Raw genomic sequence first — 25432 nt, forward strand, 5'->3', positions numbered from 1 at the left:
CGTCCTGGGCGCGGCCCCCGCCGGGCCGGCGAACGGCACCGACGCGCTCGTCGCCAGGCTCGATGCGCACGCGGCCGCCGTGGCTCCGCGCTACCTCGAGCACGTCCGCGCGGTCGTCACCGCACTGTGCGAGCCGCCCGCTGCAGACTCGCCCGGTCCCGGCTCGCCCGGTCCGGACCCGACCGGGCAGGCGTCGCCGTGAGCGCGGGGTGGGTGGCCGCGGGGGTGCGCGCCCGGGCCATGGGCCGGCGCCGCCTGGGACGGCGCGGCACCGGGGTGCTCGGGTCGAGCCCCTCGCTCGAGGCGGCGCTCGTGACGCTCGCCGGCACGGCATACGGCCGCGAGGTCCGGTCCGGACAGGACCTGGCGCAGGCGCAGCGGGGGGTGACCGCCACGTGGCTGTGGAACGTGCGGGTCCTCGCGGGGTGGGCGCCCCGGTCGGGCGTGGCGCTGCTGCGCCCGCTGGTGGCCCCCCTCGAGGTCGCCGACACCGTCGACCACCTCCGGGCCCTGGCCGGGCTGGGGGGTCCCCCGCCGTACCGGCTGGGTGGGCTCGCCACCGCCTGGCCCCGGCTCGCCACGACGACCAGCGCGGCCGAGGTGCGGACGGTGCTCGCGGCCTCCCCCTGGGGCGACCCCGGCGACGACGAGCCGCGCGGGGTGGGACTCGCCATGCGGGCTGCCCTCGCCGACCGGGTGGTGGCGCGCGTCCCCGTGGCGGCCGCGTGGGCCGCTGGCGCCCTCGCCCTCGTCGCCGCGGGGCTGCTGGCCGCGGAGGCCGCGCCGCCGGCCGGGTACCGGACCTCGGCGCAGCGGGTGCTCGGGCGGGCCGCGACGGCAGCGGGCGACCTGCCCTCGCTGCGACGGTCGCTGCCGCGCACTGCCGCCTGGGCGCTCGCCGGGGTCGACGGCCCCGCCGGGCTGTGGCGCGCGGAGGCCGCCTGGTGGCAGCGGGTCGAGCGGGACGCCAGGGCGCTGGTCGCCCGGCCCACCCCCGGAGCGGAGCCGGTGGTGGGCACGGTGGCCCTGCTGGCCGTCGACGCCTGGCGGGTCCGCGCCGCGCTCGAGCTGGCGTCGCGGGGCGGCGTCCCGGTGGAGGGCTTCGATGCAGTGGCGTGAGGTCCTGCACCCGGTCACGATGCAGCGCGTGGCGCTGCTGGGGCCCCGTCGCGCGCTGCGTCCCGTCCTGGCGGCCGTCGCCGACGCGGGGACGGTGCAGCTCGACCCGCCGCCCGACGACCACGCGGACGGCGCAGCGACCCAGCGGCTGCTCCGCCTCGGGCGCCCGACGGGTCTCGTGCCCGTCCTGTCCCCGGAGCCGCCGGACCTCGCGTCGTGCGAGGACGCCGGCCGGCTGGACCTCATCGCCGGCGAGGCAGAGCTCGAGGCCCGGTCCGCCGCCGCGCTCGAGCGCGGGCGCGTGGCCGCCCTCGCGGGCTGGGTGCCCACGGTGGCACTTCCGGGGCTGGCCGACCGGCTGGCGCCGCACGGCGGCGCGGTCGTGCCCCTGCCTCGACCGGCGGGCGTGCAGCCGCCGACCCTCCTGCCCACGACGGGGGCCTCCACCGACCTCACGGCCCTGGTCCGGACGTATGCCACGGTGCCGTATGCCGACGTCGACCCCACCGTGCTGGCCGGCCTGGCGTACGTCGTGATGTTCGGGATGATGTTCGCCGACGCGGGGCACGGGCTGCTGCTCGTGCTCGCCGCGGCGGCCGTCCGCTGGGGGCGCTGGCGGCGCCTGGAGCGGCTGCGGCCGGGGTGGCTGTTCCTGCTCGGAGCCGGGCTCGCCAGCACCGGCTTCGGCGTGGCGTTCGGTGAGGCGTTCGGCCCCACCCGCCTGTTGCCCGCGCTCTGGCTGCGCCCGCTGGACGAGCCCGTGCGGCTGCTGGTCGCCGGCGTCGCCGTGGGTGCCGTGCTGCTCGCCGGCGCGTACGCGCTCGGCACCGTGAACCGGTACCGCGAGGGCGGCTGGCGCCGGGCGCTCTACGCCCCCTCGGGGATCGCCGGCGCCTCCTCCTTCCTCGGCCTCGGGATGCTCGCGGGCGGCTGGTACGGCCACGTGGGGTGGCTGGCCGTGGTCGGTTCGGTGGTCGCGGGCGCGGGCCTCGTGGCGGCATACGCGGGCCTCCTCGTGGCGGCGGGCGGGGGTGGCGCCGGCGCGGCGCAGGCGGTCGTCGAGCTCGTCGACCTCGTCGTGCGGCTCGGGTCCAACCTCGTGTCGTTCGCCCGCCTCGCCGCGTTCGGGATGACCCACGCCGCGCTCGCCGCGGTCGTGTGGTCCGCGACCACGGCCCTGTGGCACGACGGCGGCGCGGCCGTGGTCGCCGCGGCGCTGGTCTTCGTCGCCGGCAACGCGGTCACCTTCGCGCTCGAGGGGCTCGTGGCCGGCATCCAGGCCCTGCGGCTGGAGTACTACGAGCTGTTCTCCCGGGTCTTCGACACCGAGGGCGTGCCCTTCCGGCCGTGGCACGTCCCGTTCGCCACCCAGGAGGCCTGATGCCCGCTCCCCTGCTCCCAGCCCTGCCCGCCCCCGTGCTGCTCCTCGCGCTCTGGCTCCTCGTCCGGGCCACGCGCTCCGGTGCCGGGCGCCGCGTCCGCTGGGTGCTCGCCGCCAACGTGGGCGCGGTGCTCGCGGCCGCGACGGTGCTCCTCGTCGCGGTCGGAACCGCCCCCAGCCAGGCCGCTCCCTCCCAGGGCTCGCTCGCGGGCGCGTCGCAGGCGGTGGCCGCCACGACGGCCGGGGGCGCCAACGGCGCCGCCCTCATCGGTGCCGCGATCGCGGTCGCCGGGTCCTCGATCGGCGCGGCGATCGCGGTCGCCTACACCGGCTCCGCGGCCCTGGCGGCGATCAGCGAGCGGCCCGAGCTGTTCGGCCGCGCGATGGTGGTGGTCGGCCTCGCCGAGGGCATCGCCATCTACGGCCTCATCATCTCGGTCATCCTCGTGGGGATGGCATGAGCGGCCCCGGCTCACCCGGCCCCTCCGGCTCACCCGGCGCGTCCGCCGCGTCCGCCGCGTCCGCCGCGTCCGGCGCGTCCGGCGCATCCGGCGTGTCCTTCTCACCCGGAGCACGCGGTGGCGCGAGTCCCGTCGGCGACGGCCCCCGGCGCCCCGGCGGCGGGCAGGGGGCGGTGGTCGCGCTCGGGTCCCCCGAGCAGCTGGCCGGCTTCGCCCTGGCCGGGGCCGCGCTCCTGCCCGCCCGGTCCGCCGCGGAGGCCGTCCGGGCCTGGGACGAGGGCCTCGACGACGCGGTGCTGGTGGTTCTCACCCCCGAGGCCGCCGCGTGGCTGGGCACCCGAACCACCTCGGCCGACCTGCCCCTCACGGTGGTGGTCCCGGGGTGAGCGCCACGACCGTGCAGACCACCCGCGCCGGGGCGGCCCTTCCCGCCGGGCTCGACCCGCTGCGCGAGGCGCTGCTGCGGGCGGCCCGCGCGGAGGCCGAGCGCCTCGTCGCCGACGCCGACGCCGACGCGGCCGCGGTGCTCGCGCAGGCTCGGGCCGAGGTCGACGCGCGCCTGGAGGAGGCACGGGCGCGGGGCCGGGCCGAGGCCCGGGAGCAGCTCGAGGCCGCTGCCGCAGCCGGGCGGCGCGCGTCGCGGGAGCGGCTGCTGCGGGCGCAGGGACGGGTCCACGCGGAGCTCGTCGCACGGGCGCGCGACCTGGTGGCGGACCTCCTCGCCGACCCGGCGCGCCGACGGGGGCTCGAGGTGCGGCTGCGCGCCCGGCTCGGGCCGGGCGCCGTGGTCGACCCCACGGCGGACGGTGGGCTCGTCGGGTCGGACGCGTCCGGGCGCGCCGTCGACGCCTCGGTCGCGACGCTCGTCGAGGACGCCCTGGCCGGCCTCGACCTCGCGGACCTGTGGACCCCACCGTGACCGCGGTCGCGGCCGGTGCGGGTGCACCCGGGCTCCCCGCTGGGGGTGGGGACGTCGCCACGGGTGCGACCGTCGTCCGTGTCAGCGGGCCGCTCGTCGTCGTCGAGGGGCTTGCGGGCGCCGCCATGTCCGACCTCGTCTCGCTGGGCGAGGACCTCGTGCCCGCCGAGGTGGTGGAGATCCGCGACGCCACGACGACCCTGCAGGCGTACGAGTACACCGGTGGCCTGCGGGTGGGCGCACCGGCGTCGCTGCTGGGCCGGCCGCTGTCGGCGTCGCTCGGACCGCACCTGCTGGGCGGTGTCTTCGACGGGCTGCTGCGCCCACTCGATGACGCGCCGACCTGGTTGGGCACGGGCGCCACCGCGCAGGCACGGGACGACCCCGTCGACTGGGAGCCGGAGGTGGCCGCAGGGGCGACGGTCGGCCCGGGCGAGCGCGTCGGCGTCGTCCACGACGGCGGCCTGCTCGAGCACCGGGTCCTCGTGCCGCCCACCGCGTCCGGGGTCGTCACGGACGTGCGGCCCGCCGGCCCGGTGGGGCGGCACGACCCCGTCCTGCGTGTCGGCGGGGCGCCCGTGGCGGTGACGACGACCTGGCCGGTGCGCCGTCCCCGGCCCGTGCTCGAGCGCCTGCCCGCGACCGAGCCGCTGCTCACCGGGCAGCGGGTGCTCGACGCCGTGTTTCCGGTCGTGCGCGGCAGCACCGTGGCGGTCCCGGGCGGCTTCGGCACCGGCAAGACGGTGCTGCTGCAGCAGATCGCGAAGTGGTGCGCCGCCCAGGTCATCGTCTACGTCGGCTGCGGTGAGCGCGGCAACGAGATGGCGGACGTGCTGGGCGAGCTCTCCGCGCTGACCGACCCCGCGACCGGGCGCCCCCTTGCGGAGCGGACGGTCATCCTCGCCAACACCTCGAACATGCCGATGATGGCCCGCGAGGCGAGCATCTACAGCGGCGTCACCGTCGCGGAGTACTTCCGCGACATGGGCTACGACGCCGTGGTCGTCGCCGACTCGACCTCGCGGTGGGCCGAGGCGCTGCGCGAGTTCGCGTCGCGCTCCGGGGCGCTGCCCGCCGAGGAGGGGTACCCCGCCGGGCTCTCCTCGGCACTGGCCGCGTTCTACGAGCGCGCCGGGCGCGTGACGACGCTCGGCGGCGGGCACGGGTCGGTCACCATCGTGGGCGCCGTGTCACCTCCTGGCGGCGACACGACCGAGCCCGTGACCGCCCACACCGAGCGCTTCGTCCGCGGGGTGTGGAGCCTGGACCGCGACCTGGCGTATGCCCGCCACTACCCCTCCGTGGGATGGGCCGGGTCCTTCTCCCGCGACGCCGACCTCGTCGGCTGGTGGTGGGCCCGGAACGGTGACCCGGGGTGGAGCCGGCGACGCGCCCGCGTGACCGGCATCCTGGCCGAGGCCGACCGCCTCGGGGAGCTCGCGGCCCTCGTCGGGGTGACGTCGCTGTCGGCGCACGACCGGGTGGCCCTGCTCGCCGGCCGGCTCGTGCGCGAGGGCGTGCTGCAGCAGAGCGCGGGCAACTCCCTCGACGAGTACTGCACGGCGGCCAAGGCGGCGGCGCTCGTGGAGGCGGTGCTCGACACCGTGGACGGCTGCCTGCGACTCGTCGACGAGGAGTCCGTCGACCCCGGTGCGGTCGAGGAGGCGGACCTGTCACCCCTGCTGCGGGCGGCTGCCGAGACCGGGCCGGACGACACGGCGGCCGTGGCGGCACGACGCGACCTGGTGCTGGCCACCCTGGCGGCGCTGCGATGAGCGCGCCGTCGGGCTCGCCCCCGGGCGCCGGAGCCGGTGCCGGGCTGCCGGTGCTGCACCGGGACATCACCGACCTGCGTGGCCCCCTGCTCGTCGTCCGTGGGGCGGACGCCGTGGGGTGGGACGAGTACGTGGTCGTGCGACCCGCGGCCGAGGGCGCGTCCGGCGGTGTCCCCGACCGGCACGGCGTGGTGCTCGAGGTGAACCGGGACCTCGCCGTGGTGCAGGTCCTCGAGGGCACCGAGGGCTTGCGCCCGGGCAGCACCTCCGTGCGGTTCACCGGCCACCCGTTCCGCGTGCCGGTGGGCGAAACGTGGCTGGGCCGGGTGTGCAACGGCCGCGGCGAGCCGCTCGACGGCGGCCCCCCGGTCACCGGGGCGGCCTCGCGTGCGGTGGCGGGCGCACCCCTGAACCCGACGCGTCGGCAGCCGCCGGCCGAGCCCGTCCTGACGGGGGTGTCGGCCATCGACGCCCTGACCACGCTGGTGCGCGGGCAGAAGCTGCCGGTGTTCTCGGCCGCAGGCCTGCCGCACCTCGAGCTGGCCGCACAGGTCGCGGCCCAGGCGAGCACCGGCGGCCAGCCGTTCAGCGTCGTCTTCGCCGGGCTCGGCCTGACCCACGCGGACGCCGACACCGTGCGCGGCACCCTGGAGGCGCGGCTCGGCGCCGGAGAGCTGGTCCTGCTCCTCAACACCGCGGACGACCCGGTCGTCGAGCGGGTCCTCACGCCGCGGATCGCGCTGACGGTGGCCGAGCACCTCGCCTTCGACCGCGGCCGGCACGTCCTCGTCGTGCTCGCCGACATGACCAGCTACGCCGAGGCGGTGCGCGAGGTCTCCTCGGCGCGCGGCGAGCTGCCCGGCCGGCGGGCGTACCCGGGCTACCTCTACAGCGACCTCGCCTCGCTCTACGAGCGCTGCGGCCGGGTCGTGGGGATGCCGGGGTCGGTCACCGTGCTGCCGGTGCTGACGATGCCGGCCGCCGACATCACCCACCCGGTGCCCGACCTCACCGGCTACATCACCGAGGGGCAGGTGGTGCTCTCGCACGAGCCGCACTCCCGCGGGATCTACCCGCCCGTCGACCCCCTGTCGTCGCTGTCCCGGCTGATGCGGCGTGGCGTCGGACCGGGCCGGACGCGCGAGGGCCACGCCGAGGTCGCGGCCCAGCTGATCGCCGCCCTGGCGCGCGCCCGGCAGGTGCGCGAGCTGTCCGAGATCGTGGGCGCCGACGCGCTCAACCGCACCGACCGCCTCTACCTGCGCCTCGAGGCGGCCTTCGAGCGGCGGCTGGTCGACCAGGGCCGGCGCGAGCCGCGGTCGCTCGACGCGACCCTCGACCTGTGCTGGACGGTGCTGCGCACGCTGCCCCGCTCGGAGCTGACCATGCTGTCGAGCGACCTGCTCGACGCCCACCTCGAGACGACCCCACCCGCGGGCGGCGACATCGGAACCGTGGCCGGTCCCGGCTTCGGTCCCGTGGCCGGCCCCGGCGACCTCGTCGACGCACACGTCGAGACCCAGGGCGCAGCGCCCGGCGGCGGCTCGGGGGGCTGAGGTGCACGGAATCCGCGGCGTCCCACCGGGCCGGGCCGGGAGGCTCTGGCTGCGCCGGCGGCTCGAGGTGGCCACGCGCAGCCGTGAGCAGCTCGACCGCACGCTGCACCTCATCGAGCTCGAGCGGCACCGGCTGCTCGCCCTCGAGGAGGCGCACGGTGACGACTGGCACCGGGCCTGCGCGGAGGGAGCCACGTGGCTGGCCCGCGCCGCGGTGCTCACCGGGCGCGACGGCATACGCACCGCCACACCACCCGCCTCGCTCACCGCCGAGGTGGGCTGGGCGACCACCGCGGGAGTGGTCCACCCGCTCGAGGTGACGGTCGCGCGCGCGGGCGCGCCGCAGGCCACCCTCCTCGCGAGCTCGGCCCTCGCACCCGCCCGCGACGCGTACGAACGCGCCCTGGCCGCCGGGGCCGCCCTGGCCGGCGTGCAGGCCGGGCTGCGCAGCCTCGAGCGGCAGGCGTCCGCGACGCGGCGGCGGCTGCGCGGGCTGGACAAGCGCTGGATCCCCCGGCTGCGGCAGTCGTTGCGCGAGCTCGAGGCGGCCCTGGAGCAGGGCGAGCGGGAGGACCGGGGCCGCCTGCGGGGCAGCGCCGGCACGGCCTTTGGTCCCTAGTGGGGCCACCGGGACGCCGGGGATGGTGGGTCCATGGCCTCGTCGACCGTGGACGCCTCGACCCCCGCCACCGCCCGACCCGAGGTGGTCACCGAGCCGCGGACCGAGCCCCTGGTCGGCGACTGGGCCCAGCAGCGCCGGCACTTCACGTGGGAGTCGGCCCGCGCGCAGCTCGACGGGCTGCCGGGCGGGCACCTCAACATCGCGCACGAGGCGGTGGACCGGCACGCGACCGGACCGCTGGCCGACGCGGTCGCCCTGCGCTGCCTGCACCGTGGGGCGCCCACGACCGAGCTGACGTACGGCGAGCTGTCGCGCCGGACCGACGTCTTCGCGGCCGCCCTGCGGGCCACCGGGGTCCGGGCCGGCGACGTGGTGGCGACGCTGCTGCCCCGGGGCGAGGAGCTGTACGTCACCGTGCTCGGGACGCTCAAGGCGGCTGGGGTGCTGTCCCCCCTCTTCCCGGCCTTCGGCCCCGAGCCCGTCCGCGAGCGGCTGTCCCTGGGCCGCGCACGCGTGCTGGTCACCGACGCGGTGTCGTACGAGCGCAAGGTCGCGCCGTTCCGCGGCACCCTGCCGCACCTGGCGAGGGTGGTCGTCGTCGACACCGACGACCCGCCGCCCGGCACCGTCGCGTGGAGCGAGCTCGAGCGCCTGGGTGCGCAGGACCTGGTCGCCCACGGCACTCACCGGCCACTGACGCGCCCGGACGACCCGGCGCTCCTGCACTTCACCAGCGGCACGACGGGACGCCCCAAGGGCGCGGTCCACGTGCACGAGGCCGTCGTCGCCCACCACGCGACCGCCCGCCTCGTCCTGGACCTCAGGCCCGGCGACACCTACTGGTGCACCGCCGACCCGGGCTGGGTGACCGGCATGTCCTACGGCATCATCGGGCCGCTCACCCGGGGCGTCACGGTGGTCACCGACTCCGCCGACTTCGACGCCCGGCGGTGGTACCAGGTGCTGCAGGACGAGCGGGTCACGGTGTTCTACACCGCGCCGACGGCCCTGCGGATGCTCATGCGCCAGGGCTCCGACCTCGCCCACGAGTACCGGTACCCGGCGCTGCGCCACGTGGCCAGCGTGGGCGAGCCGCTGAACCCCGAGGCGGTGCTGTGGGGGCTGGAGGCGTTCGGGCTGCCGGTGCACGACACGTGGTGGCAGACCGAGACCGGCGCGATCATGGTCGCGAACGTCCCCGGCACGCCCATCCGGCCCGGCTCGATGGGGCGCCCCGTCCCCGGCATCGACGTCGCGGTCCTGCAGCGGGGCCCCGACGGCCGGGCGGCCGTCCAGGACGACGCGGTGACGGTGCTGCACGACCCGGACGCCGTCGGCGAGCTCGCCGTGCGGGCCGGGTGGCCCTCGATGTTCCGCGCCTACCTCGACGACCCCGAGCGGTATGCCCGCGCCTTCGCCGACGGCTGGTACCTCACCGGTGACCTCGCGCGGATCGACGCGGACGGCTACGTCTGGTTCGTCGGGCGTGCCGACGACGTCATCAAGTCGGCGGGCCACCTCATCGGCCCGTTCGAGGTGGAGAGCGCGCTGATGGAGCACGAGGCCGTCGCCGAGGTCGGCGTCATCGGCAAGCCGGACCCGCTGGCCGGAGAGGTCGTCAAGGCGTTCGTCACGCTGCGCGCGGGGTACGAGCCGACACCGCGCCTCCAGCGCGAGCTCATCTCCTTCGGGCGGCACCGCCTCGGCTCGGTGGCCCCGCGCGAGGTCGAGTTCGACCAGGACCTGCCCCACACCCGCAGCGGCAAGGTGATGCGGCGGCTCCTGCGGGCCCGTGAGCTGGGCCTGCCCGAGGGCGACCTGTCGACCGTGGAGACCCCGTCGTGAGCCGCCGCGCGGGCACGGCGGACGCCCAGCACGAAGGCTCCGCGGCGCGAGCGAAGGCGTCGTCCGCGGGCACCACGATTACCGCGACCGACGTCCGGGGCCACGCCGAGGCGGTGGCGATGCTGCGCGGGATGATCCGCATCCGCCGGTTCGAGGAGAAGTGCGCGGAGCTGTACAGCGCCAGCCGGATCCGCGGCTTCCTGCACCTGTGCATCGGCGAGGAGGCCGTCGCCGTCGGGGTGGTCGGCGCCCTCGAGGACACCGACGCCGTGGTCTCGACCTACCGCGAGCACGGCCACGCCCTGGCCCGCGGGGTCCCCATGACGGCGCTGATGTCGGAGATGTTCGGCAAGGCCACCGGCTGCAGCCACGGACGCGGCGGCTCGATGCACCTGTTCGACACCTCGCGCCGGTTCTTCGGCGGCAACGCGATCGTCGCCGGCGGGATCCCGCTCGCCGTGGGCCTTGCCCTCGCCGACCGGCTCCGAGGCAGCACGGCGGTCACTGCCTGCCTGTTCGGTGACGGCGCGTTCGCCGAGGGCGAGTGGCACGAGAGCGCCAACCTCGCCGCGCTGTGGCACCTCCCGGTCCTCTTCTGCTGCGAGAACAACCGGTATGCCATGGGCACCGCCCTCGCGCGCGAGCACGCCGAGACCGACCTCGCCGCCCGCGCGGCGGGGTACGGCATGGTGGCGTGGGCCGTCGACGGGATGGACCCGGTCGCGGTGCGCGACGCGACGACGCGCGCCCTGGCATACGTCCGCGACAGCGGCGCCCCGTGCTTCCTCGAGCTGCGCACGTACCGCTTCCGCGCGCACTCGATGTACGACCCCGACCTGTACCGGGAGAAGACCGAGGTCGAGGACTGGCGCCACGCCGACCCGATCCCGGCGCTGACGGCCACGCTGACCCGCACGGGTGCGATCTCCACGGGGGACGTCGACGCCTGGGAGGGCGAGGTCGCCGCCGAGCTCGCCGCCGCCATCGCGGCCGCCGACGCGGCACCGGTGGAGCCGGTCGAGGACCTCGAGCGCTACCTCACCACCGAGCCCGACGTCGGCGGCGCGGACGCCGCCGACCCGGGTGTCGTCGCGCCGGGTGTCCTCGCGCCCGGTGCGGCCGGGCCGGGCTCGTCCGGGAGCGCGTCGTGACCCGGCGGGCGGCCACCGCAGCGCGCCGCGCACCGCGGTCGGGGCACGGCGACAGCGCCGGAGTGGGCGCTGCACCCGCCACGACGACGTACCGCGAGGCGCTGCGGGCCGCCCACCGCGAGGCCATGCAGCGCGACCCGCGGGTCTTCCTCGTGGGCGAGGACGTGGGCCGGTACGGCGGCTCGTTCGCCGTCAGCCTGGGGCTGCTCGAGGAGTTCGGCGAGGACCGGGTGCGCGACGCGCCGCTGTCCGAGGCGGCGTTCACCGGTGCCGGGATCGGGGCCGCCATCAACGGGATGCGGCCGATCGTCGAGATCATGACGGTCAACTTCAGCCTGCTCGCGCTCGACCAGGTGCTCAACAACGCGGCCACCCTGCGGCACATGTCGGGCGGGCAGCTGTCGGTGCCGCTGGTGATCCGCATGACGACCGGGGCGGGGCGCCAGCTCGCCGCCCAGCACTCGCACAGCCTCGAGGGCTGGTACGCGCACATCCCCGGCATCCGGGTCCTCGCCCCGGCGACTGTCGAGGACGCGCGCGGCATGCTGTGGCAGGCGCTGCAGGACCCCGACCCGGTCGTCATCTTCGAGCACGGGTCGCTCTACAACCTCTCCGGGCCGCTCCCCGACCCGCCACCCGTCGTCGACATCGCCCACGCGGCGGTCCGCCGACCCGGCACGGACGTGACGGTCGTGGCGTACGGCGGCTGCGTCGGCAAGGCCCTGACCGCAGCGGACCTCCTTGCCGCGCAGGGGATCAGCGCCGAGGTCCTCGACCTGCGCGTCCTGCGCCCGCTCGACGACGCCGCCCTCGCCGCGTCGGTCGCCCGCACCCACCGCTGCGTCGTCGTCGACGAGGCCTGGCGTACGGGCAGCCTCGCCGCCGAGGTGTCCGCCCGCGTCATGGAGCAGTCGTTCTGGGAGCTCGACGCCCCGGTCGAGCGGGTCTGCTCCGTCGAGGTGCCGGTGCCCTACGCGCAGCACCTCGAGCGGGCCACGCTCCCCCAGCCGGAGACGATCGTGGAGGCGGCGGTCCGGGCGGTGGGACCCCGTGGGTGAGTTCCGTATGCCGTCCCTCGGCGCCGACATGGAGGAGGGCATCCTCCTGGAGTGGCTGACCAAGCCGGGTGCCAGCGTGCACCGCGGCGACGTCGTTGCCGTGGTCGAGACGCCCAAGTCGGCGGTCGAGGTCGAGACGTTCGAGGACGGGGTGGTCTCCGACCTGCTCGTCGAGGAGGGGCAGACCGTCCCGGTGGGAACCGTGCTGGCGACGCTGGCGCCCGTCGGCGAGGCGGCAGCACCCGCGGGCGAGGCGGCAGCACCCGCGGCGCCTCCCCGGCCACGCGTCGCCGAGGCGGCACCGCCTGTCGTCGAGGCGCCGCCGCCCGCCGTCCGGGCTCCGTCCCCCGTCGTGGTCGTGGAGGCACCGCCACCACCGGCGCCGTCGCCTCCCGCCGCGCCGGCCGTGCCCCGGCACCCCCGTGCGCCGGCACCGCCCCTGCGGCACCGCGCCCACCAGCTGGGCGTGGACCTCGGGGCCGTGCACGGCACCGGACCGGACGGCATCGTGACGCGCGCCGACGTCGAGCGGGCGGCCCGGGTCGGCGCTCCCCGGCGCAGGGTCACCCCGCTGGCCCGCCGGCTGGCAGCGCAGGCCGGGATCGACCTGGCCGGCGTCGTCGGGACGGGCACCTCCGGCGCCGTCCGTGCCGACGACGTGCGCCGCGTCCTGCTGCACCAGCCCGCACCGGCGCCGGCGCCCCCCGTCCCCGACGCCCATGCCGCCGAGGCGCGTGCCACGGACATGCGGCGCAGCATCGCGGCCCTGATGAGCCGCTCCAACCGCGACATCCCGCACTACCACCTGACCCTCACCATCGACGTCCAGGCGGCCGTGGACTGGGTTCACGCGCGCAACCGGGAGCTCCCGATGGGCCGGCAGCTCGTGCCCGCCGCCCTCCTGCTGCTCGCCACGGCGCGGGCGGCGCGGGAGGTCCCCGAGCTCAACGGGTACTGGGTCGACGACGGCTTCCGCCCAGCGAAGGACGTCGACCTCGGTCTCATCCTGTCGCTGCGCGGCGGCGGTCTGCTGGTGCCCACGATCCCCGCCGCGGACGGCCTGGACGTCGAGTCGATGATGGCCCGGATCCGGGAGCTGACGACGCGGGCCCGGGCCGGACGGCTGCGCGGGTCGGACCTGGCGCCCCCGACGATCAGCGTCTCCAACCTCGGGGACCAGGGGGCGGACACCGTCGCGGGGGTCATCTACCCGCCCCAGGTCGCGCTGGTCGGCTTCGGGGCCGTGCGCCAGCGCCCGTGGGCGGTCCACGGCCTGCTCGGGGTGCGATCGCTCGTCACCGCGACGCTGTCCGGGGACCACCGGGCGACCGACGGATCGACCGGGGCGCGCCTGCTCCGGGTCGTGGACCGACTGCTGCAGAGACCGGAGGAGCTGTGACACCCGACGAGGCCCGGACCATCCTGGGAACCACCCTGCGCGAGATCGTGCCGGATGCGGACCTGACGACCCTCCCCGCGGACGCCGACCTGCGCGAGGCCTACGAGCTGGACTCGCTCGACGTCGTGGAGCTGGTGGAGCGACTGAGCGCCCGTGCCGGCTTCCGGATCGAGGACACCGACGCGGACGAGCTGCGGTCGGTCGACCGCGCGACCGCGTTCCTCGTCCGCGGCGCGACCCACTCCTGACGCCTGCGGCACCCCCGGCACCCCCGCGCCTCCCCGACCGAGGCCGAAGCCCACGCCACGCCGCTGCAAACAACGTGCGGCGACGGCGGGACATCCGGGGCAAAGTCACGAAAAGCGTTCGTGCCCATGGTCTCCACGAGGCATGGACACCGTCCGACCCCGTGGCGTACAAAGGAGACAACCCGTCTCGACCCAGCACCATCCGCCCGGACCCCGCGGTATGCCCTCAGCGGCCGCGCGGGCGCACGACCAGGGACGCAGGCGGCGCCGGGCCGCCGGTTGGGACGGGACATGACGGACTCCGAAGAGTTCCACATCACCATCGGGCACTCCCCCGCCTCGGACGGCTGGGGCTTCGTCGGCAGCGTGAAGATCGCCGACCACGAGTGCTACCGGACACTGCGCGTCTTCCCGACGCCGACGGACGCGCTCCGCGCGACCCAGGTGGTCGTCGGCGACGTGCTGGGCGCCCTCCTGGCCGGCCAGGAGTGGCGCACCCTCAGCGACGAGGTGGGCCGCACCCCCACCAGGGCCGACCTGCGGCTCGGCCTCACCAACGCCTTCGCGCACCAGGACGGGGACCCGGGGCGAGGGTGACGAGGGCGCCGCGATGCGCTGCTGCACGGGACCTTCGGCCCTGGTGGCGGGCGTCGCGGTGCCCCAGGCTCGGGGCAGGCTGCAGGGCCCCGACCGACCGGTGGTGAGCAAGGAATGACGATCGGCGACGAGCCCGTTGTGGTCGTGGGCTGCGACGGCTCGTGGGCCTCGGGCATCGCGACCCGGGCAGCCTCCCTCGAGGCCGGACGACGCGGCGAGGACCTGGTCGTCGTGCGCGTAGCCGAGCACCTGTCCGCACGCACCGCCGGCGGCCTCCCGCTGGCCCGCGGCGACGTCCGCTCCCACGAGCTCGTCCAGCGAGCCGCGACCGAGGCGGAGGAGGCCGACCCCACCGTCCGGGTGGAGACGGTGGTCGCCCACAGCCTCGAGGACCCGTTGCTGTCGGAGCTGGCCGACCGCTCGACCCTGCTGGTCCTCGGCCGGCGCACCCGGGGGCACCACCCCTTCCGCCCGGGGTCGACCAGCGACGTGCTCGCCCGCCGGTTCGGGCGGCCCGTCCTCGTGCCGGGCCACAACGACCCGCGACCCGTGCGCCCCATGGAGTACGACCTCGGCTCGGTGGTGCCGCGACCACCGCGGGTGACCGTCGGCTTCCGGCCGGGCGTGGACTCCCCCAGGCTGCTCGCCGTGGCCGCCGACGCGGCGCTGCGCCGGGGGCTTGGCCTGCGCGTCGTCTCCTGCGTGCCGGCCGTGGGCCGAGACGTCGACCACGTCCAGCGCTCGGTCTGGGACTCCGTCCGCGCCGAGCCCTGGAACATCGTCGACGGGTGCGACGTCCGCGTCGTGCGGGGCGCGCCCGAGGTCCACCTGCTCAGCGACCTCGGCCCGGCCGACCTGCTCGTCGTGGGGGCCGGTCCCGCCGTGCGCCGCGGCGGCCTGGCCCGCGGGTCGGTGCTGCACCGGCTCCTCGACGACCCGCCCTGCGACGTCCTCGTGGTCCAGCCGCTCGCCGACCCGTTCGCCCGGCCCCTCGTCGTGCCGGCGTCCTACCCGGCGGTCGCGCACGCGGGTTGAGGTCGCGCACGCGGGTTGAGGTCGCGCAGGCCGGCTGAGCCGGTCAGGCGGCGGGCACCCCGGAGCCGTTGCCGGTCCGCGTGGCCGGCCCGGCGACGCGCGCGGGCTCACCCGGCCCCGCCGCCTCCCCCGCGGGTACGGGCGCAACGGGTGCGGGCGCGACTGGTGCGGACGCCTCGACCGCGCGGGCGTTCGCGGCGCGCCGACCCTCGCGCTCGAGGAACGAGCTGAGCTCCTCGATCGTGCTCATCAGCGGCGCGGGGAACACCACGGTCGTGTTCTTGTCGACGCCGATCTCCACCAGGCTCTGCAGGTTGCGCAGCTGCAGCGCCAGCGGGTGGGCCATCATCACGTCGGACGCCTGGCCCAGCGCGGTGGCCGCGAGCGACTCGCCCTCGGCGTTGATGATCTTGGCGCGCTTCTCCCGCTCGGCCTCGGCCTGCTTGGCCATGGCGCGCTTCATGCTCTCAGGCAGCTGGATGTCCTTGAGCTCGACCAGCGTCACCTCGACACCCCACTCGGTCGTCGTGACGTCGAGGATCTGCCGGATGTCGAGGTTGATCCGATCGGTCTCCGACAGCGTCTCGTCGAGGGTGTGCTGCCCGACCACCTTGCGCAGCGTGGTCTGCGCGATCTGGTCGATCGCGGCATACACGTTCTCGATGGCCACCACCGACTTCACGGCGTCGACGACCCGGAAGTACGCCACGGCCGACACGTCCACGCTCACGTTGTCGCGCGTGATGATGCCCTGCGACTGGATCGGCATGGTCACGATGCGCAGCGACACCCGCCGCAGCACGTCGATGACCGGGACGATGACGCGCAGGCCCGGCTCGCGCACCCCGATGACGCGCCCCAGGCGGAACAGCACCCCCAGCTCGTACTGCTTGACGATGCGCAGCGAGAGCGCGAGCAGGAGGACGACGACGAGTCCGACGACGGACAGCACCACAGCCATGCGTCCACCATGCGTCCGGCCCGCGGCACGGGAGCGGGCCCTAGGTCCCGACCTTCGCGGACCGCGCTGCGGTATGCCGCGTGCCCCTAGAGGAGGTCGACCCGCTCGTTGTCGCCCTCGTAGCGCTTCCCGGTCGCCTTGGCCTTGACGAGGTTGAGCACCTGGACGACCTTGCCGCCCGGGCTGTCCCAGTACTCGGCGCTGGTGGAGTCGACCTCGATGACGATGTTGTCGGGGTTCTCCGGGCCGCCCTCCAGCCAGGCGTCGGTGAAGGTGTCCCAGTACTTCGCCAGCAGGGCCGGGTCCGAGATGATCCGCGCCGTGCCGGACAGCGAGACCCAGCTGCCGGAGCTCGAGTAGGCGACGTTCACCTGCGGGTTGGCCTCGATGTGCGCCACCTTGTGCGAGGCGCGCTCGGAGACGAACCGCACGGTGCCGTCGAAGTCGACGTCCTGGGTGGCCATGGGGTGGCTCATGAGCCGGCCGTCGGGCGCGACGGTGGTCAGCATCGCGATCCTGACGCCGCGGACCAGCTCGGTGACCTTGGCTGCGCCTGCGTCGTCGGGACGGGGGTCGGTGTCGTGCTCGGTCACGAGGACTCCTTCGGTGGTGGCCTTTCGGTCCCACCTGCCTACCCCACCGTCGCCGGGCCCACACCTCGAGCGACCCCAACACTGCGAACGACGTCCCTCCAGTTTCACCGTACAGCGGAGTGGGGGTCTTGCGGCAAGGCCCCCGTCGTGCCGCACACTTCACGGCCGGACACCGCACCGACCGACGGAGGACCTGCGTGACCAGTCCCACCACGAGCGCTTTCGCGCTCCCGGAACGCCTTGCCGCGAAAGGCGATCCGACCCTCATCGCCGATGACGAACGCCACTTCGGCGAGATCGCCCGGACGTTGGAGGACACGCTGGCGTCGCTCTCGCGGCGCCTCGAGGAGCAGCGCCGGGCTCCCGTGCGCGCCGGGCAGGAGGCCCTCGAGCGCGACCTCGAGGTCCACCGGCTGGGCGCACGGCTGCGCGCGCTGCGCCGCTTCGGCCTCGACCTGTGCCTCGGGCACATGGTGCGCGCCGGCGACCCCGAGCCGGTGTACGTCGGCCGGCTCGGCCTGCGCGACGACGACGGGCGGCAGCTGCTGCACGACTGGCGCTCCCCCGCCGCCGAGGCCTTCTTCGGCGCGACGCACGCCAACCCGATGGGGCTCGTCAGCCGCCGCCGCTACCGCTGGACCGGCGGACGGGTCAGCGACTACTGGGACGAGGTCTTCACCGCCGAGGGGCTGCAGGGCCACGCCGCGTCCCTTGACGACCAGTCCGCCTTCCTGGCCAGCCTGGGCAGCGCGCGCTCCCCCCGAATGCGTGACGTCCTCGGCACCATCCAGTCCGACCAGGACGCCATCATCAGGGCGGGGTCGCGGGGCGCCCTCGTCGTCGACGGCGGCCCGGGCACGGGCAAGACGGTCGTGGCGCTGCACCGCACGGCATACCTGCTCTACTCCGACCCCCGGCTCGGCCACCGGCGCGGCGGCGTCCTTTTCGTCGGGCCGCACGAGCCGTACCTCGCCTACGTGGCCGACGTCCTGCCCAGCCTCGGCGAGGAGGGCGTCCAGACGTGCACCCTGCGCGACCTCGTCCCCGAGGGCGCCACGGCTCGGCCCGAGCCCGACCCGGAGGTTGCACGGCTCAAGGGGTCGGCGCGCCTGGTGACGGCGGTCGAGGCCGCGGTGCGGTTCTACGAGGAGGCGCCCGCGCAGGCGCTGGACGTCTCGACCCCGTGGGGCGAGGTGCGGCTGGACGCGGACGCCTGGGCGACCGTCCTGGACGCCCCCGCGCCGGGCACGCCGCACAACGAGGCGCGGGACGACCTGTGGGACGAGCTCACCACCATGGTGGCCGGACGCCTGGTGGCGGGGGTGGGCGACGGAGCCGCGGGCGACGGAGCCGACCAGGACCGCGGCGCACCGGTCGACGAGCGGGTGCTCGCGCGCTGCCTGCGCTCGGACGAGGGGCTGCGCGCGGCGGTGGAGCGGGCCTGGCCCCTGCTGCAGCCGACCGACCTCGTCGGCGACCTCTGGACCGTCCCGGCGTTCCTGCGCCTGTGCGCCCCGTGGCTGGAGCGCGAGGAGGTCGCGGCGCTGCAGCGGTCGCAACCGGACGCCTGGACCGACGCCGACCTGCCCTTCCTCGACGCGGCACGCCGTCTCCTCGGCGACCCGCGTGCGGATCGGGTGAGGCGCCGCCGGGAGGCGGTCCGGGCCGCCGAGCGGGAGGAGATGTCGCGGGTGGTCGACGACCTCATCGCCACCGACGACTCCGAGATGCACGTGATGTCGATGCTGCGCGGGCAGGACCTGCAGGCCGCCCTGGTGGACGACGCCGGCGTGGCCACCACGGCCCCCGACCTGCTCGCCGGGCCGTTCGCCCACGTCGTCGTCGACGAGGCGCAGGAGCTCACCGACGCCCAGTGGCAGATGCTGCTCGGGCGCTGCCCCTCGCGGAGCCTCACCGTGGTGGGCGACCGCGCGCAGGCCCGGCACGGCTTCCACGAGTCGTGGGAGCAGCGGCTCGGCCGGGTCGGCCTCGATGGCGTCAGGCCGGCGCACCTCGGGGTCAACTACCGCACGCCGCAGGAGGTCATGGCCGAGGCGGAGCCGGTGATCCGCGCCGCCCTGCCGGACGCCAACGTCCCGACCTCCGTCCGTGCCAGCGGGCGACCCGTCGGGCGCGGCCGCGTCGCCGACCTGGCCGCCGTGGTGGACGCCTGGCTCGCCGAGCACGCGGAGGGCGAGGGGGTCGCGTGCGTCATCGGCGCCCCGTGGTTCGCCGGGACGCCGCGGGTGCGGTCGTTGACGCCCGAGCTGGCCAAGGGGCTCGAGTTCGACCTCGTCGTGCTGGTCGAGCCGCAGTCCCTCGGCGACGGCATCGAGGGCGCCGTCGACCGGTACGTCGCGATGACCCGCGCCACCCAGGAGCTGGTCGTCCTGTCGGGCTGACCTACGAATCCGCCGGGGGTTGACGTCCGGTCCGCCGGGGCTGACGTCCGGTCCGCCGGGGCTGACGTCCGGTCCGCCGGTGGGGACCTTGGGCCCTTCGCTCGTATGCCGTGGGTCCGGTGTGCTCGAGCCATGCGGTCCGTGCCACGCCCGCCCGGCCGCGCGGTGCCGCGATGACGACCGTGCGGCCGGGTCCGCGCGCCACCGGACCGACGCGCCCCTGGCAGCCGGGGCCACCGACGCGCTCCGCGGTGGCCGTGGCTGCGGCCCAGCCGGCGCGCGACGTGGCCGTCCGCCTGCAGGTCGCACCGGACACCGGCCTGTCGGGCGCCGAGGCCGACGACCGCCGCCGCACGGTCGGCGCGAACGCGATCGCCTCGCACCGCGCGAGCGCGTGGGCGGTCCTGTGGCGCCAGGTGCGCTCGCCGTTGCTGGTGCTCCTGCTGGTGGCGGCCGGGGTGTCCTTCGCCGTGGGCCAGCGGCCGGACGCGGTCATCATCGGCGTCATCGTGGCGCTGTCGGTCTGCCTGGGCTTCGGGAACGAGTACCGGGCCGAGCGGGCCGCGGCCGCCCTGCACAGCCAGGTGCGCCACCGGGCCCAGGTCATGCGCGACGGCCGGCTCGGGCCGGTCGACGTCCTCGACCTCGTGCCCGGCGACGTGGTCGCGCTCCGGGCCGGCGACGTCGTCCCCTGCGACCTGCGCCTGCTGCAGGCCGTGGAGCTCGAGTGCGACGAGTCCATCCTCACCGGGGAGTCGCTGCCCGTGGAGAAGGGGACGTCGCCGGTGCCGGCGGACTCCGCCGTGGGCGACCTCACCAGCGCCGCCCTCATGGGCACCGTGGTCCACGCCGGGACCGGCCTGGGGGTGGCCGTCGCGACCGGGATGTCCACCGAGTTCGGGACGGTCGCCGCCGGGTTGGAGTCCCACGAGCTCGAGACGCGGTTCCAGACCGGGTTGCGGCAGTTCTCCATGCTGCTCGTCTGGGTCAGCGGTGCGCTCACCGCGTCGATCTTCATCGTCAACGTCGCCCTGCACCGGCCGCTGCTCGACGCGCTGCTGTTCTCCCTCGCCATCGCGGTCGGGATCACCCCGCAGCTGCTCCCGGCCGTGGTGTCCACGAGCCTGGCCGCGGGGTCGCGTCGCATGACCCGGCACAAGGTGCTGGTCAAGCGGCTCGTGTGCATCGAGGACCTCGGGGACGTCGACGTGCTCTTCACCGACAAGACGGGCACGCTCACCGACGGGCGGGTCGGGTTCGCCCGGGCCGTCCCCAGCGCCACCGGCCACGCGGTCGAGGTGCTGCGGTGGGGACTGCTGTGCAGCGACAGCCCGCAGGGGTCGTCGGGTGCCGTCGGGGGCAGCGCCCTCGACGCGGCGCTGTGGTCCACCCCCGAGGCGGCCCGCGCCGTCGGTTGGCTCGGCCGCTGGCACCGAGTCTCGTCGGTGCCCTTCAGCCACGAGACGCGGACGACGTCGGTCGTCTGCGAGAGCCCGCTCGACGGCGTCGTCGAGGTGCTCAAGGGCGCACCCGAGGCCGTCCTCGCCCGGTGCGGGCCGGTGCCGGCCCGCCTCGCCGACGCGCTCGACGCGGAGTTCGCGGCCGGCAACCGCGTCATCGCGGTCGCACGCCGGACGCCGCCGGAGGGGTCGTTCCGCCTCGAGGGCCTCCTGGTGTTCCTCGACCCGCCGAAGCGCGGCATCGACCGGTCCCTCGCCCGGCTCGAGGGCCTCGGCGTCGACGTCAAGGTGGTCACCGGTGACAACGCCGCGGTGGCGGCGAAGGTGTGCGCCGACCTCGGGCTCTCACACCCCGGCGAGCAGGACGTCATCGACGGCTCCGAGCTCGACCGCATGGACGACGCCACCCTCGCCGCGCGGATGGCCGGGACGGTCGTGTTCGCCCGGGTCAGCCCTGAGCAGAAGGCGCGCATCGTGCGCGCGCAGCGGGCGACCCGCAGCGGGGTGGCGTTCCTCGGCGACGGCGTCAACGACGCGCTGGCCCTGCACGCCGCGGACGTCGGCATCTCCGTCGACTCCGCCACCGACGTCGCCAAGGACGCCGCCGACGTCATCCTGCTCGAGAAGGACCTCGACGTCCTGGCCGACGGCGTCGTCGAGGGCCGGCGCATCTTCGCCAACACGATCAAGTACGTGATGATGGGGACGTCGAGCAACTTCGGGAACATGTTCTCGGCCGCCGGCGCCTCGGCGTTCCTGTCGTTCCTGCCGATGCTGCCCTCGCAGATCCTGCTCAACAACCTGCTCTACGACACCAGCCAGCTGGCGATCCCGACCGACGGCGTCGACGAGGAGCAGCTGCGCCGCCCCTCGCACTGGGACATGCGGCTCATCCGCCGGTTCATGGTCGTCTTCGGGCCGCTCAGCTCGGTCTTCGACTTCACGACCTTCTGGGTGATGCTGCACATGTTCCATGCCGACCCGGCCCTGTTCCGCTCCGGCTGGTTCGTCGAGTCGCTGGCCACGCAGACGCTCATCATCTTCGCCATCCGGACCCGCCGCGTCCCGTTCTTCCGCAGTGCACCGAGCCTGCCGCTCGCGGCCGCCGCGTGCGGAGTGGTCCTCACCGGGGCGGTGATCCCCGCGACGCCACTGGCGCACACCCTCGGGTTCCAGACGCTGCCCGGCCTGTTCTACGTCACGCTCCTCGTGATGGTGGCGGCATACCTGCTGCTCGTCGAGGTCGGCAAGACGTTCTTCTTCGCCGTGCTCGAGGGTGCGCCGCGCGTCGAGCGGCACCCGCGGCGGCCGGTCCGGCCGCGCCGCGTGCACCGTCGGGCATCCCGGTTCAGCACCGGTGCGCGGCTCGGCGAGGGACCGCGCGAGCACGCCGACGCGGCGTCGCGCTGACGGCGTGGTCGGACCGCTCAGGAGGACGTCGCGGGGTCGGCCCGGTTCCCACCCCGCCTCGTCCGTGCGTACGCGTGGGTGAGCGCGAGCACGGCCACGCCGACGACACTGCCCAGCACCGTCTCGACCCCTCGGTCCACCAGCAGGCCGGTCGCCGGGACGCGGTGCGCGGCCTGCCCCATGAGCAGCGCCAGCGGTGTGATGGCCAGCAGCGCGAGCCCGTAGTTGCGCCCGACGAGGAGCTCGGTCACGAACTGCAGGACGGCCACCAGGACGACGAGCCAGACACCGCGCAGGTCCAGGGCCAGCAGCGCTGCTGCCGGCAGCAGCCCCACCAGCGTCCCCACGACACGGTGGACGGCGCGGGTCAGCTGCCCCGACATCCCGCGCACGGTCAACGGCGCCACGGCGGCGACCATGGCCCAGTAGGGGTGCCCGATCCCGGACAGCACTGCCAGCCCACCGGCCAGCACGACGGCGACCGCGTCGCGGACGGGGAGCCGGGAGCGGTGCATCCGGACGGGCAGCGGCCGCGTCCGCGACCCCCGCAGCAGCCCGCCCACGGCGCCGACAGCGAGGGCGAACAGGACCGAGCCGGCCGTCACGGCTGCGGCCGGCAGGAGGTCGGCCAGCGCGTGCGGGGCCGAGGCGCACCCCCCGAAGGCGAAGATGAGGAAGAGGGAGCCCGGCGGGTGCCAGTCCTGCGCGAGCGCGAGGTGCGAGCCGGCGTATGCCACGGCGCCGGCAACGGGGACGGCCCACCAGGCGGCGTGTGCCATGGCCCCGACGAGCACTCCCAGCAGGACGGCGGCGAACAGCGCCGCACCGGCGGTCGCCTGCATGGTCGCCCTCGACAGGTGGCGGTGGTTGCGGCCGTACAGCGAGGTGAAGGCGCCGAACGCGGCATACGGTGACCACTCCGGGCGCCCGGCGAGCAGGACCGCGAGCAGGGGCACGGCCACCGAGATCGCCGCCCGGGCAGCGACCCGGTGCGCGCCCTGGTGCGGTCGCAGGTGCCACAGGTCCAGCTGGGTCACGGGCTCGGGGCTCCTCGTCGTGGTCGGGAGCCCAGTCTCCCCGGTCCGGGTCGCGGCAGCGCCCCGGGTCCCGCCTGCCCTCGGCCGGAGCGGGTTTGGCCTGCGGCACCGACGGGTACGGGCCGGACATGTCCGACCCGACGCCCGACCTCGTGCCGAGTCCCGTGGCCCGGACCACCGCCACCCGTGCCGCGCACCTCGCGGCCCCCCTCCGCGACCGCGGCTACCCGCCGGCCGCCTGATCCCCTCCGGAGGCACCAGATGCGCAAGCCAGACCGACTGCCCGCTCCCCTTCTCGAGTCGTACGCGTGGCAGGACGACGCACGCTGCCGCACCCTGCCGGTGGGCTCGTTCTTCGACGCCGAGCTGGCGCGCGGGGCCAACCGGCGTGAGCGCGAGGAGGCCGCCAAGCGGGTGTGCCACCAGTGTCCGGTGATCCGCCAGTGCCGCGAGCACGCGTTGGCCGCGGAGGACTTCGGCGTCTGGGGTGGCCTGACCGCCCACGAGCGCGAGGTGATCCGGCAGCGGGGGTCTCGCAGCGTGCGACGGGCCACCCCCGCTGCGCTCAAGGCGTCCTGAAGCCCCGCTGCCCACGCGAGGGACCCGACCCGCCCCCGACGCCCGTCGACACACGCTCGCATGCGCACAGACCAGCGTGTGCCTGCGCAGGGAGCGGGTCAGCGCGCAGCAGGACGCCCGTGTGTGCACAGACCAGCGTGTGCCTGCGCAGGGAGCGGGTCAGCGCGCAGCAGGACGCACGTGTGTGCACAGACCAGCGTGTGCCTGCGCAGGGAGCGGATCAGCGCGCAGCAGGACGCACGTGTGTGCGCAGACGAGCGTGCACGGGGCGGCGGGTGTGCCCGCCCGGGTGGCGACACTGCTGACCGTCGTGTCGAATGGGGGGCTGAGCGGCCGGGTCGAACCCAGGCACCGAGGACGCTCCCACCCGAGGAGAGCTCGCATGTCCCTGTCCTTCCCTCCCGATGCCTCCCGGGCCTTCCGGGCCGTGGCGGAGCGGGTCTACCGCGGCGACGACTCCACCGCCGTGCTGGACGAGATCGTGGCGCTGGTCGCCTTCACCGTCCCCGGTGCCGACCACGTGAGCCTCGCCAGCCTGCAGTCCGACGAGTCCCTCCTCACGCGCGCCGCCAACGACGACGTGGCCCGCCTGATGGACCGCCTCGAGACCGAGGCCGGCGAGGGTCCGTGCCTCGACAGCATCGAGGAGGACTCGGTGCAGCGGGACCCCGACATCGCCACCCACAGCACGTGGCCGCGGCTCGCCCGTCTCGTGCTCGACCGGACACCGGTCCGCGGGATGCTGGGGTACCAGCTGCTCACCGAGGGCCGCAGCCGCTCCGCGCTGAACCTGTTCAGTGACGAGGTGGGCGTGTTCACCGAGGGGGTGGCCGACCAGGCCGCCCTCCTCGCAGGGTTCGCCTCGGTTGCGCTCACCGCGGTGGAGCGGCGCGACACCGCCGACGCCCTGCGCGACCGCCTCCACGAGGAGCGCGAGCTGGGTCGGGCCGTCGGCCTCGTCATGGCGGCGCACCGTGTCTCGGAGCACGAGGCGCTCCGGCGGCTGGCGGCGGCCTCGCACCAGGCGAGCGGCCGTCTCGAGGACGCCTGACCCGAACGTCGCCGCCACCGGGCACGGTCGGCGCCGTCGCCAGCGCCTGCTGGAGGGGGGCCAGCCCGCGCACCGTCTGACGCCGTCCTCGGGGCTGCCGGGGAACCGCCGGCACTCGGTCGTCGCGTGCCGGCCGACGCAAACCGCCAGCCGCACGGCGCCAACCCGGCTGGCCGTCCTGGGGGTCCGGACTGGCTGCCCCGGTGACGGCGAGGGCGATGTCAGCACCCGGAGGTGGTTCCTGCGTCCGCGTCGCGGGCCCCCCGCCGGTAGGGGTGGGGTGACGGGCAGGTCGCCAGCGACGGGTAGGGCCCGGAGCCCGGGCCGGCAGTTGGCCGGCGGCCAACCAACTCGGTGCCCGACCCTGGGTTTGGGACACGCCGGAACTGGGTATGGCTCCGTCGATGACGGTGGCCCGGCGGGGGCTCCGCGGGGCGGGCGAGGAGCAGCACCATGACCATCCAGATGGAACCCCTGAGGACCGGAGCCGTCCCGTCGACGGAGCTCGCGGACTCGCTGGAACAGGCACTCGGCACCCATTTCCTGCCGGCCCGCGGCGACCAGCTGCTGGCGGCGCTCGTCCACCGGCACGTCTCCCGCCAGGTCCTCTGGCAGCTGGCCGACCTGCCGACGAACCGTCAGTTCCTGACATTCACCGAGGTCGCACAGGTGTGCGCGTCGGGCGGCGCGCCGAGCGAGTGCCCGCGGTGGTACGCCTGACGGTGCGTCCGCGCGCGGACGCCGCGCACCACACCGTGGGCGGGGGCCCGGAC

General features: G+C 75.7%; 24 protein-coding genes. 21 read left to right on the top strand and 3 right to left on the bottom strand.

The features are described from left to right. The 16 genes from ACFUC1_RS13780 to ACFUC1_RS13855 all read left to right on the top strand — a co-directional run. The coding region (locus ACFUC1_RS13780; protein WP_379120663.1) for a hypothetical protein at positions 1 to 202 on the top strand (202 nt) is incomplete at its 5' end. Further along, positions 199 to 1119 carry a hypothetical protein gene (locus ACFUC1_RS13785; protein WP_379120665.1) on the top strand — a complete coding sequence of 307 codons (921 nt, stop codon included), beginning with the start codon at positions 199 to 201 and terminating at the stop codon, positions 1117 to 1119. The genes ACFUC1_RS13780 and ACFUC1_RS13785, both read left to right, overlap by 4 nt. Beyond that, positions 1106 to 2500, top strand: coding sequence for a V-type ATPase 116kDa subunit family protein (locus ACFUC1_RS13790; protein WP_379120667.1), 1395 nt, complete (start codon positions 1106 to 1108; stop codon positions 2498 to 2500). The genes ACFUC1_RS13785 and ACFUC1_RS13790 overlap by 14 nt, the downstream gene beginning before the upstream one ends. Continuing rightward, positions 2500 to 2961 carry an ATP synthase subunit C gene (locus tag ACFUC1_RS13795; RefSeq protein WP_379120669.1) on the top strand — a complete coding sequence of 154 codons (462 nt, stop codon included), beginning with the start codon at positions 2500 to 2502 and terminating at the stop codon, positions 2959 to 2961. The genes ACFUC1_RS13790 and ACFUC1_RS13795 overlap by 1 nt, the downstream gene beginning before the upstream one ends. Next, positions 2958 to 3347 carry a hypothetical protein gene (locus ACFUC1_RS13800; RefSeq protein WP_379120671.1) on the top strand — a complete coding sequence of 130 codons (390 nt, stop codon included), beginning with the start codon at positions 2958 to 2960 and terminating at the stop codon, positions 3345 to 3347. Before ACFUC1_RS13795 ends, ACFUC1_RS13800 begins: the two co-directional genes overlap by 4 nt. Then, a complete protein-coding gene (locus tag ACFUC1_RS13805) occupies positions 3344 to 3880 on the top strand; it encodes a hypothetical protein (protein WP_379120673.1) in 537 nt (178 codons plus the stop codon). Before ACFUC1_RS13800 ends, ACFUC1_RS13805 begins: the two co-directional genes overlap by 4 nt. Then, the gene (locus ACFUC1_RS13810; protein WP_379120675.1) at positions 3877 to 5655 is read left to right on the top strand and encodes a V-type ATP synthase subunit A; all 1779 of its coding nucleotides are present in this window, start codon (positions 3877 to 3879) and stop codon (positions 5653 to 5655) included. Before ACFUC1_RS13805 ends, ACFUC1_RS13810 begins: the two co-directional genes overlap by 4 nt. Continuing rightward, positions 5652 to 7211: a V-type ATP synthase subunit B gene (locus tag ACFUC1_RS13815; RefSeq protein WP_379120677.1), complete on the top strand. Its 1560-nt coding sequence runs from the start codon at positions 5652 to 5654 to the stop codon at positions 7209 to 7211. Before ACFUC1_RS13810 ends, ACFUC1_RS13815 begins: the two co-directional genes overlap by 4 nt. A 1-nt stretch (position 7212) precedes the next feature. After that, a complete protein-coding gene (locus tag ACFUC1_RS13820) occupies positions 7213 to 7830 on the top strand; it encodes a V-type ATP synthase subunit D (RefSeq protein ID WP_379120679.1) in 618 nt (205 codons plus the stop codon). Positions 7831 to 7863: 33 nt separating this feature from the next. Then, positions 7864 to 9678, top strand: a complete 1815-nt coding sequence (gene acsA, locus ACFUC1_RS13825) for an acetate--CoA ligase (RefSeq protein WP_379120681.1) — start codon at positions 7864 to 7866, stop codon at positions 9676 to 9678. Further along, the gene (gene pdhA, locus ACFUC1_RS13830) at positions 9675 to 10829 is read left to right on the top strand and encodes a pyruvate dehydrogenase (acetyl-transferring) E1 component subunit alpha (RefSeq protein ID WP_379120683.1); all 1155 of its coding nucleotides are present in this window, start codon (positions 9675 to 9677) and stop codon (positions 10827 to 10829) included. Before acsA ends, pdhA begins: the two co-directional genes overlap by 4 nt. Before the next feature lie 62 nt (positions 10830 to 10891). After that, positions 10892 to 11887 carry an alpha-ketoacid dehydrogenase subunit beta gene (locus tag ACFUC1_RS13835; protein ID WP_379120685.1) on the top strand — a complete coding sequence of 332 codons (996 nt, stop codon included), beginning with the start codon at positions 10892 to 10894 and terminating at the stop codon, positions 11885 to 11887. Next, entirely contained in the window at positions 11880 to 13286 is a 1407-nt protein-coding gene (locus tag ACFUC1_RS13840) for a dihydrolipoamide acetyltransferase family protein (RefSeq protein ID WP_379120687.1), read from the top strand. Before ACFUC1_RS13835 ends, ACFUC1_RS13840 begins: the two co-directional genes overlap by 8 nt. Beyond that, positions 13283 to 13534, top strand: a complete 252-nt coding sequence (locus ACFUC1_RS13845; RefSeq protein WP_379120689.1) for an acyl carrier protein — start codon at positions 13283 to 13285, stop codon at positions 13532 to 13534. Before ACFUC1_RS13840 ends, ACFUC1_RS13845 begins: the two co-directional genes overlap by 4 nt. Before the next feature lie 291 nt (positions 13535 to 13825). Then, complete coding sequence (locus ACFUC1_RS13850; protein WP_379120691.1) at positions 13826 to 14131, top strand: DUF3806 domain-containing protein; 306 nt, start codon at positions 13826 to 13828, stop codon at positions 14129 to 14131. Between the two features lie 114 nt (positions 14132 to 14245). Then, a complete protein-coding gene (locus ACFUC1_RS13855) occupies positions 14246 to 15166 on the top strand; it encodes a universal stress protein (RefSeq protein WP_379120693.1) in 921 nt (306 codons plus the stop codon). Positions 15167 to 15209: 43 nt separating this feature from the next. On the opposite strand, the gene ACFUC1_RS13860 is transcribed toward ACFUC1_RS13855, so the two are convergent. Together ACFUC1_RS13860 and ACFUC1_RS13865 are read right to left on the bottom strand one after the other, a co-directional pair. Further along, on the bottom strand, positions 15210 to 16127 hold the full coding sequence (locus tag ACFUC1_RS13860) for a slipin family protein (protein ID WP_379120695.1): 918 nt from the start codon (positions 16125 to 16127) through the stop codon (positions 15210 to 15212). A gap of 86 nt (positions 16128 to 16213) precedes the next feature. Further along, on the bottom strand, positions 16214 to 16720 hold the full coding sequence (locus ACFUC1_RS13865; RefSeq protein ID WP_379120698.1) for a pyridoxamine 5'-phosphate oxidase family protein: 507 nt from the start codon (positions 16718 to 16720) through the stop codon (positions 16214 to 16216). A gap of 197 nt (positions 16721 to 16917) precedes the next feature. On the opposite strand from ACFUC1_RS13865, the gene helR reads away from it, so the two are divergent. Both helR and mgtA read left to right on the top strand, forming a co-directional pair. After that, positions 16918 to 19122, top strand: a complete 2205-nt coding sequence (helR, locus tag ACFUC1_RS13870; protein WP_379120700.1) for an RNA polymerase recycling motor ATPase HelR — start codon at positions 16918 to 16920, stop codon at positions 19120 to 19122. A 251-nt stretch (positions 19123 to 19373) separates the two neighbouring features. Next, entirely contained in the window at positions 19374 to 21992 is a 2619-nt protein-coding gene (gene mgtA / locus ACFUC1_RS13875) for a magnesium-translocating P-type ATPase (protein WP_379120702.1), read from the top strand. Between the two features lie 17 nt (positions 21993 to 22009). Here mgtA and ACFUC1_RS13880 read toward each other — a convergent pair whose 3' ends face one another. Beyond that, entirely contained in the window at positions 22010 to 23029 is a 1020-nt protein-coding gene (locus ACFUC1_RS13880; protein WP_379120704.1) for an FUSC family protein, read from the bottom strand. 261 nt (positions 23030 to 23290) lie between these two features. Between ACFUC1_RS13880 and ACFUC1_RS13885 the strand changes: the two genes are divergently transcribed. The 3 genes from ACFUC1_RS13885 to ACFUC1_RS13895 all read left to right on the top strand — a co-directional run bounded on the left by ACFUC1_RS13885 (position 23291) and on the right by ACFUC1_RS13895 (position 25379). Then, complete coding sequence (locus tag ACFUC1_RS13885) at positions 23291 to 23608, top strand: WhiB family transcriptional regulator (protein ID WP_379120706.1); 318 nt, start codon at positions 23291 to 23293, stop codon at positions 23606 to 23608. Between the two features lie 382 nt (positions 23609 to 23990). Further along, positions 23991 to 24659: a GAF and ANTAR domain-containing protein gene (locus ACFUC1_RS13890; RefSeq protein ID WP_379120708.1), complete on the top strand. Its 669-nt coding sequence runs from the start codon at positions 23991 to 23993 to the stop codon at positions 24657 to 24659. A 453-nt stretch (positions 24660 to 25112) separates the two neighbouring features. Further along, entirely contained in the window at positions 25113 to 25379 is a 267-nt protein-coding gene (locus tag ACFUC1_RS13895; RefSeq protein ID WP_379120710.1) for a hypothetical protein, read from the top strand. Positions 25380 to 25432: the final 53 nt, after the last annotated feature.

It is taken from the genome of Pedococcus sp. NPDC057267, assembly GCF_042668795.1.
In the GTDB taxonomy this organism is placed as follows: Bacteria; Actinomycetota; Actinomycetes; order Actinomycetales; family Dermatophilaceae; genus Pedococcus.

Excerpts from the sequence above, each read along its gene's own strand:
- ACFUC1_RS13790 (WP_379120667.1), top strand. The coding sequence starts at position 1,106 with ATGCAGTGGCGTGAGGTCCTGCACCCGGTCACGATGCAGCGCGTGGCG.
- ACFUC1_RS13795 (WP_379120669.1), top strand. The coding sequence starts at position 2,500 with ATGCCCGCTCCCCTGCTCCCAGCCCTGCCCGCCCCCGTGCTGCTCCTC.
- ACFUC1_RS13800 (WP_379120671.1), top strand. The coding sequence starts at position 2,958 with ATGAGCGGCCCCGGCTCACCCGGCCCCTCCGGCTCACCCGGCGCGTCC.
- ACFUC1_RS13815 (WP_379120677.1), top strand. The coding sequence starts at position 5,652 with ATGAGCGCGCCGTCGGGCTCGCCCCCGGGCGCCGGAGCCGGTGCCGGG.
- acsA (WP_379120681.1), top strand. The coding sequence starts at position 7,864 with ATGGCCTCGTCGACCGTGGACGCCTCGACCCCCGCCACCGCCCGACCC.
- ACFUC1_RS13850 (WP_379120691.1), top strand. The coding sequence starts at position 13,826 with ATGACGGACTCCGAAGAGTTCCACATCACCATCGGGCACTCCCCCGCC.
- ACFUC1_RS13855 (WP_379120693.1), top strand. The coding sequence starts at position 14,246 with ATGACGATCGGCGACGAGCCCGTTGTGGTCGTGGGCTGCGACGGCTCG.
- ACFUC1_RS13860 (WP_379120695.1), bottom strand. The coding sequence starts at position 16,127 with ATGGCTGTGGTGCTGTCCGTCGTCGGACTCGTCGTCGTCCTCCTGCTC.
- ACFUC1_RS13885 (WP_379120706.1), top strand. The coding sequence starts at position 23,291 with ATGCGCAAGCCAGACCGACTGCCCGCTCCCCTTCTCGAGTCGTACGCG.
- ACFUC1_RS13890 (WP_379120708.1), top strand. The coding sequence starts at position 23,991 with ATGTCCCTGTCCTTCCCTCCCGATGCCTCCCGGGCCTTCCGGGCCGTG.
- ACFUC1_RS13895 (WP_379120710.1), top strand. The coding sequence starts at position 25,113 with ATGACCATCCAGATGGAACCCCTGAGGACCGGAGCCGTCCCGTCGACG.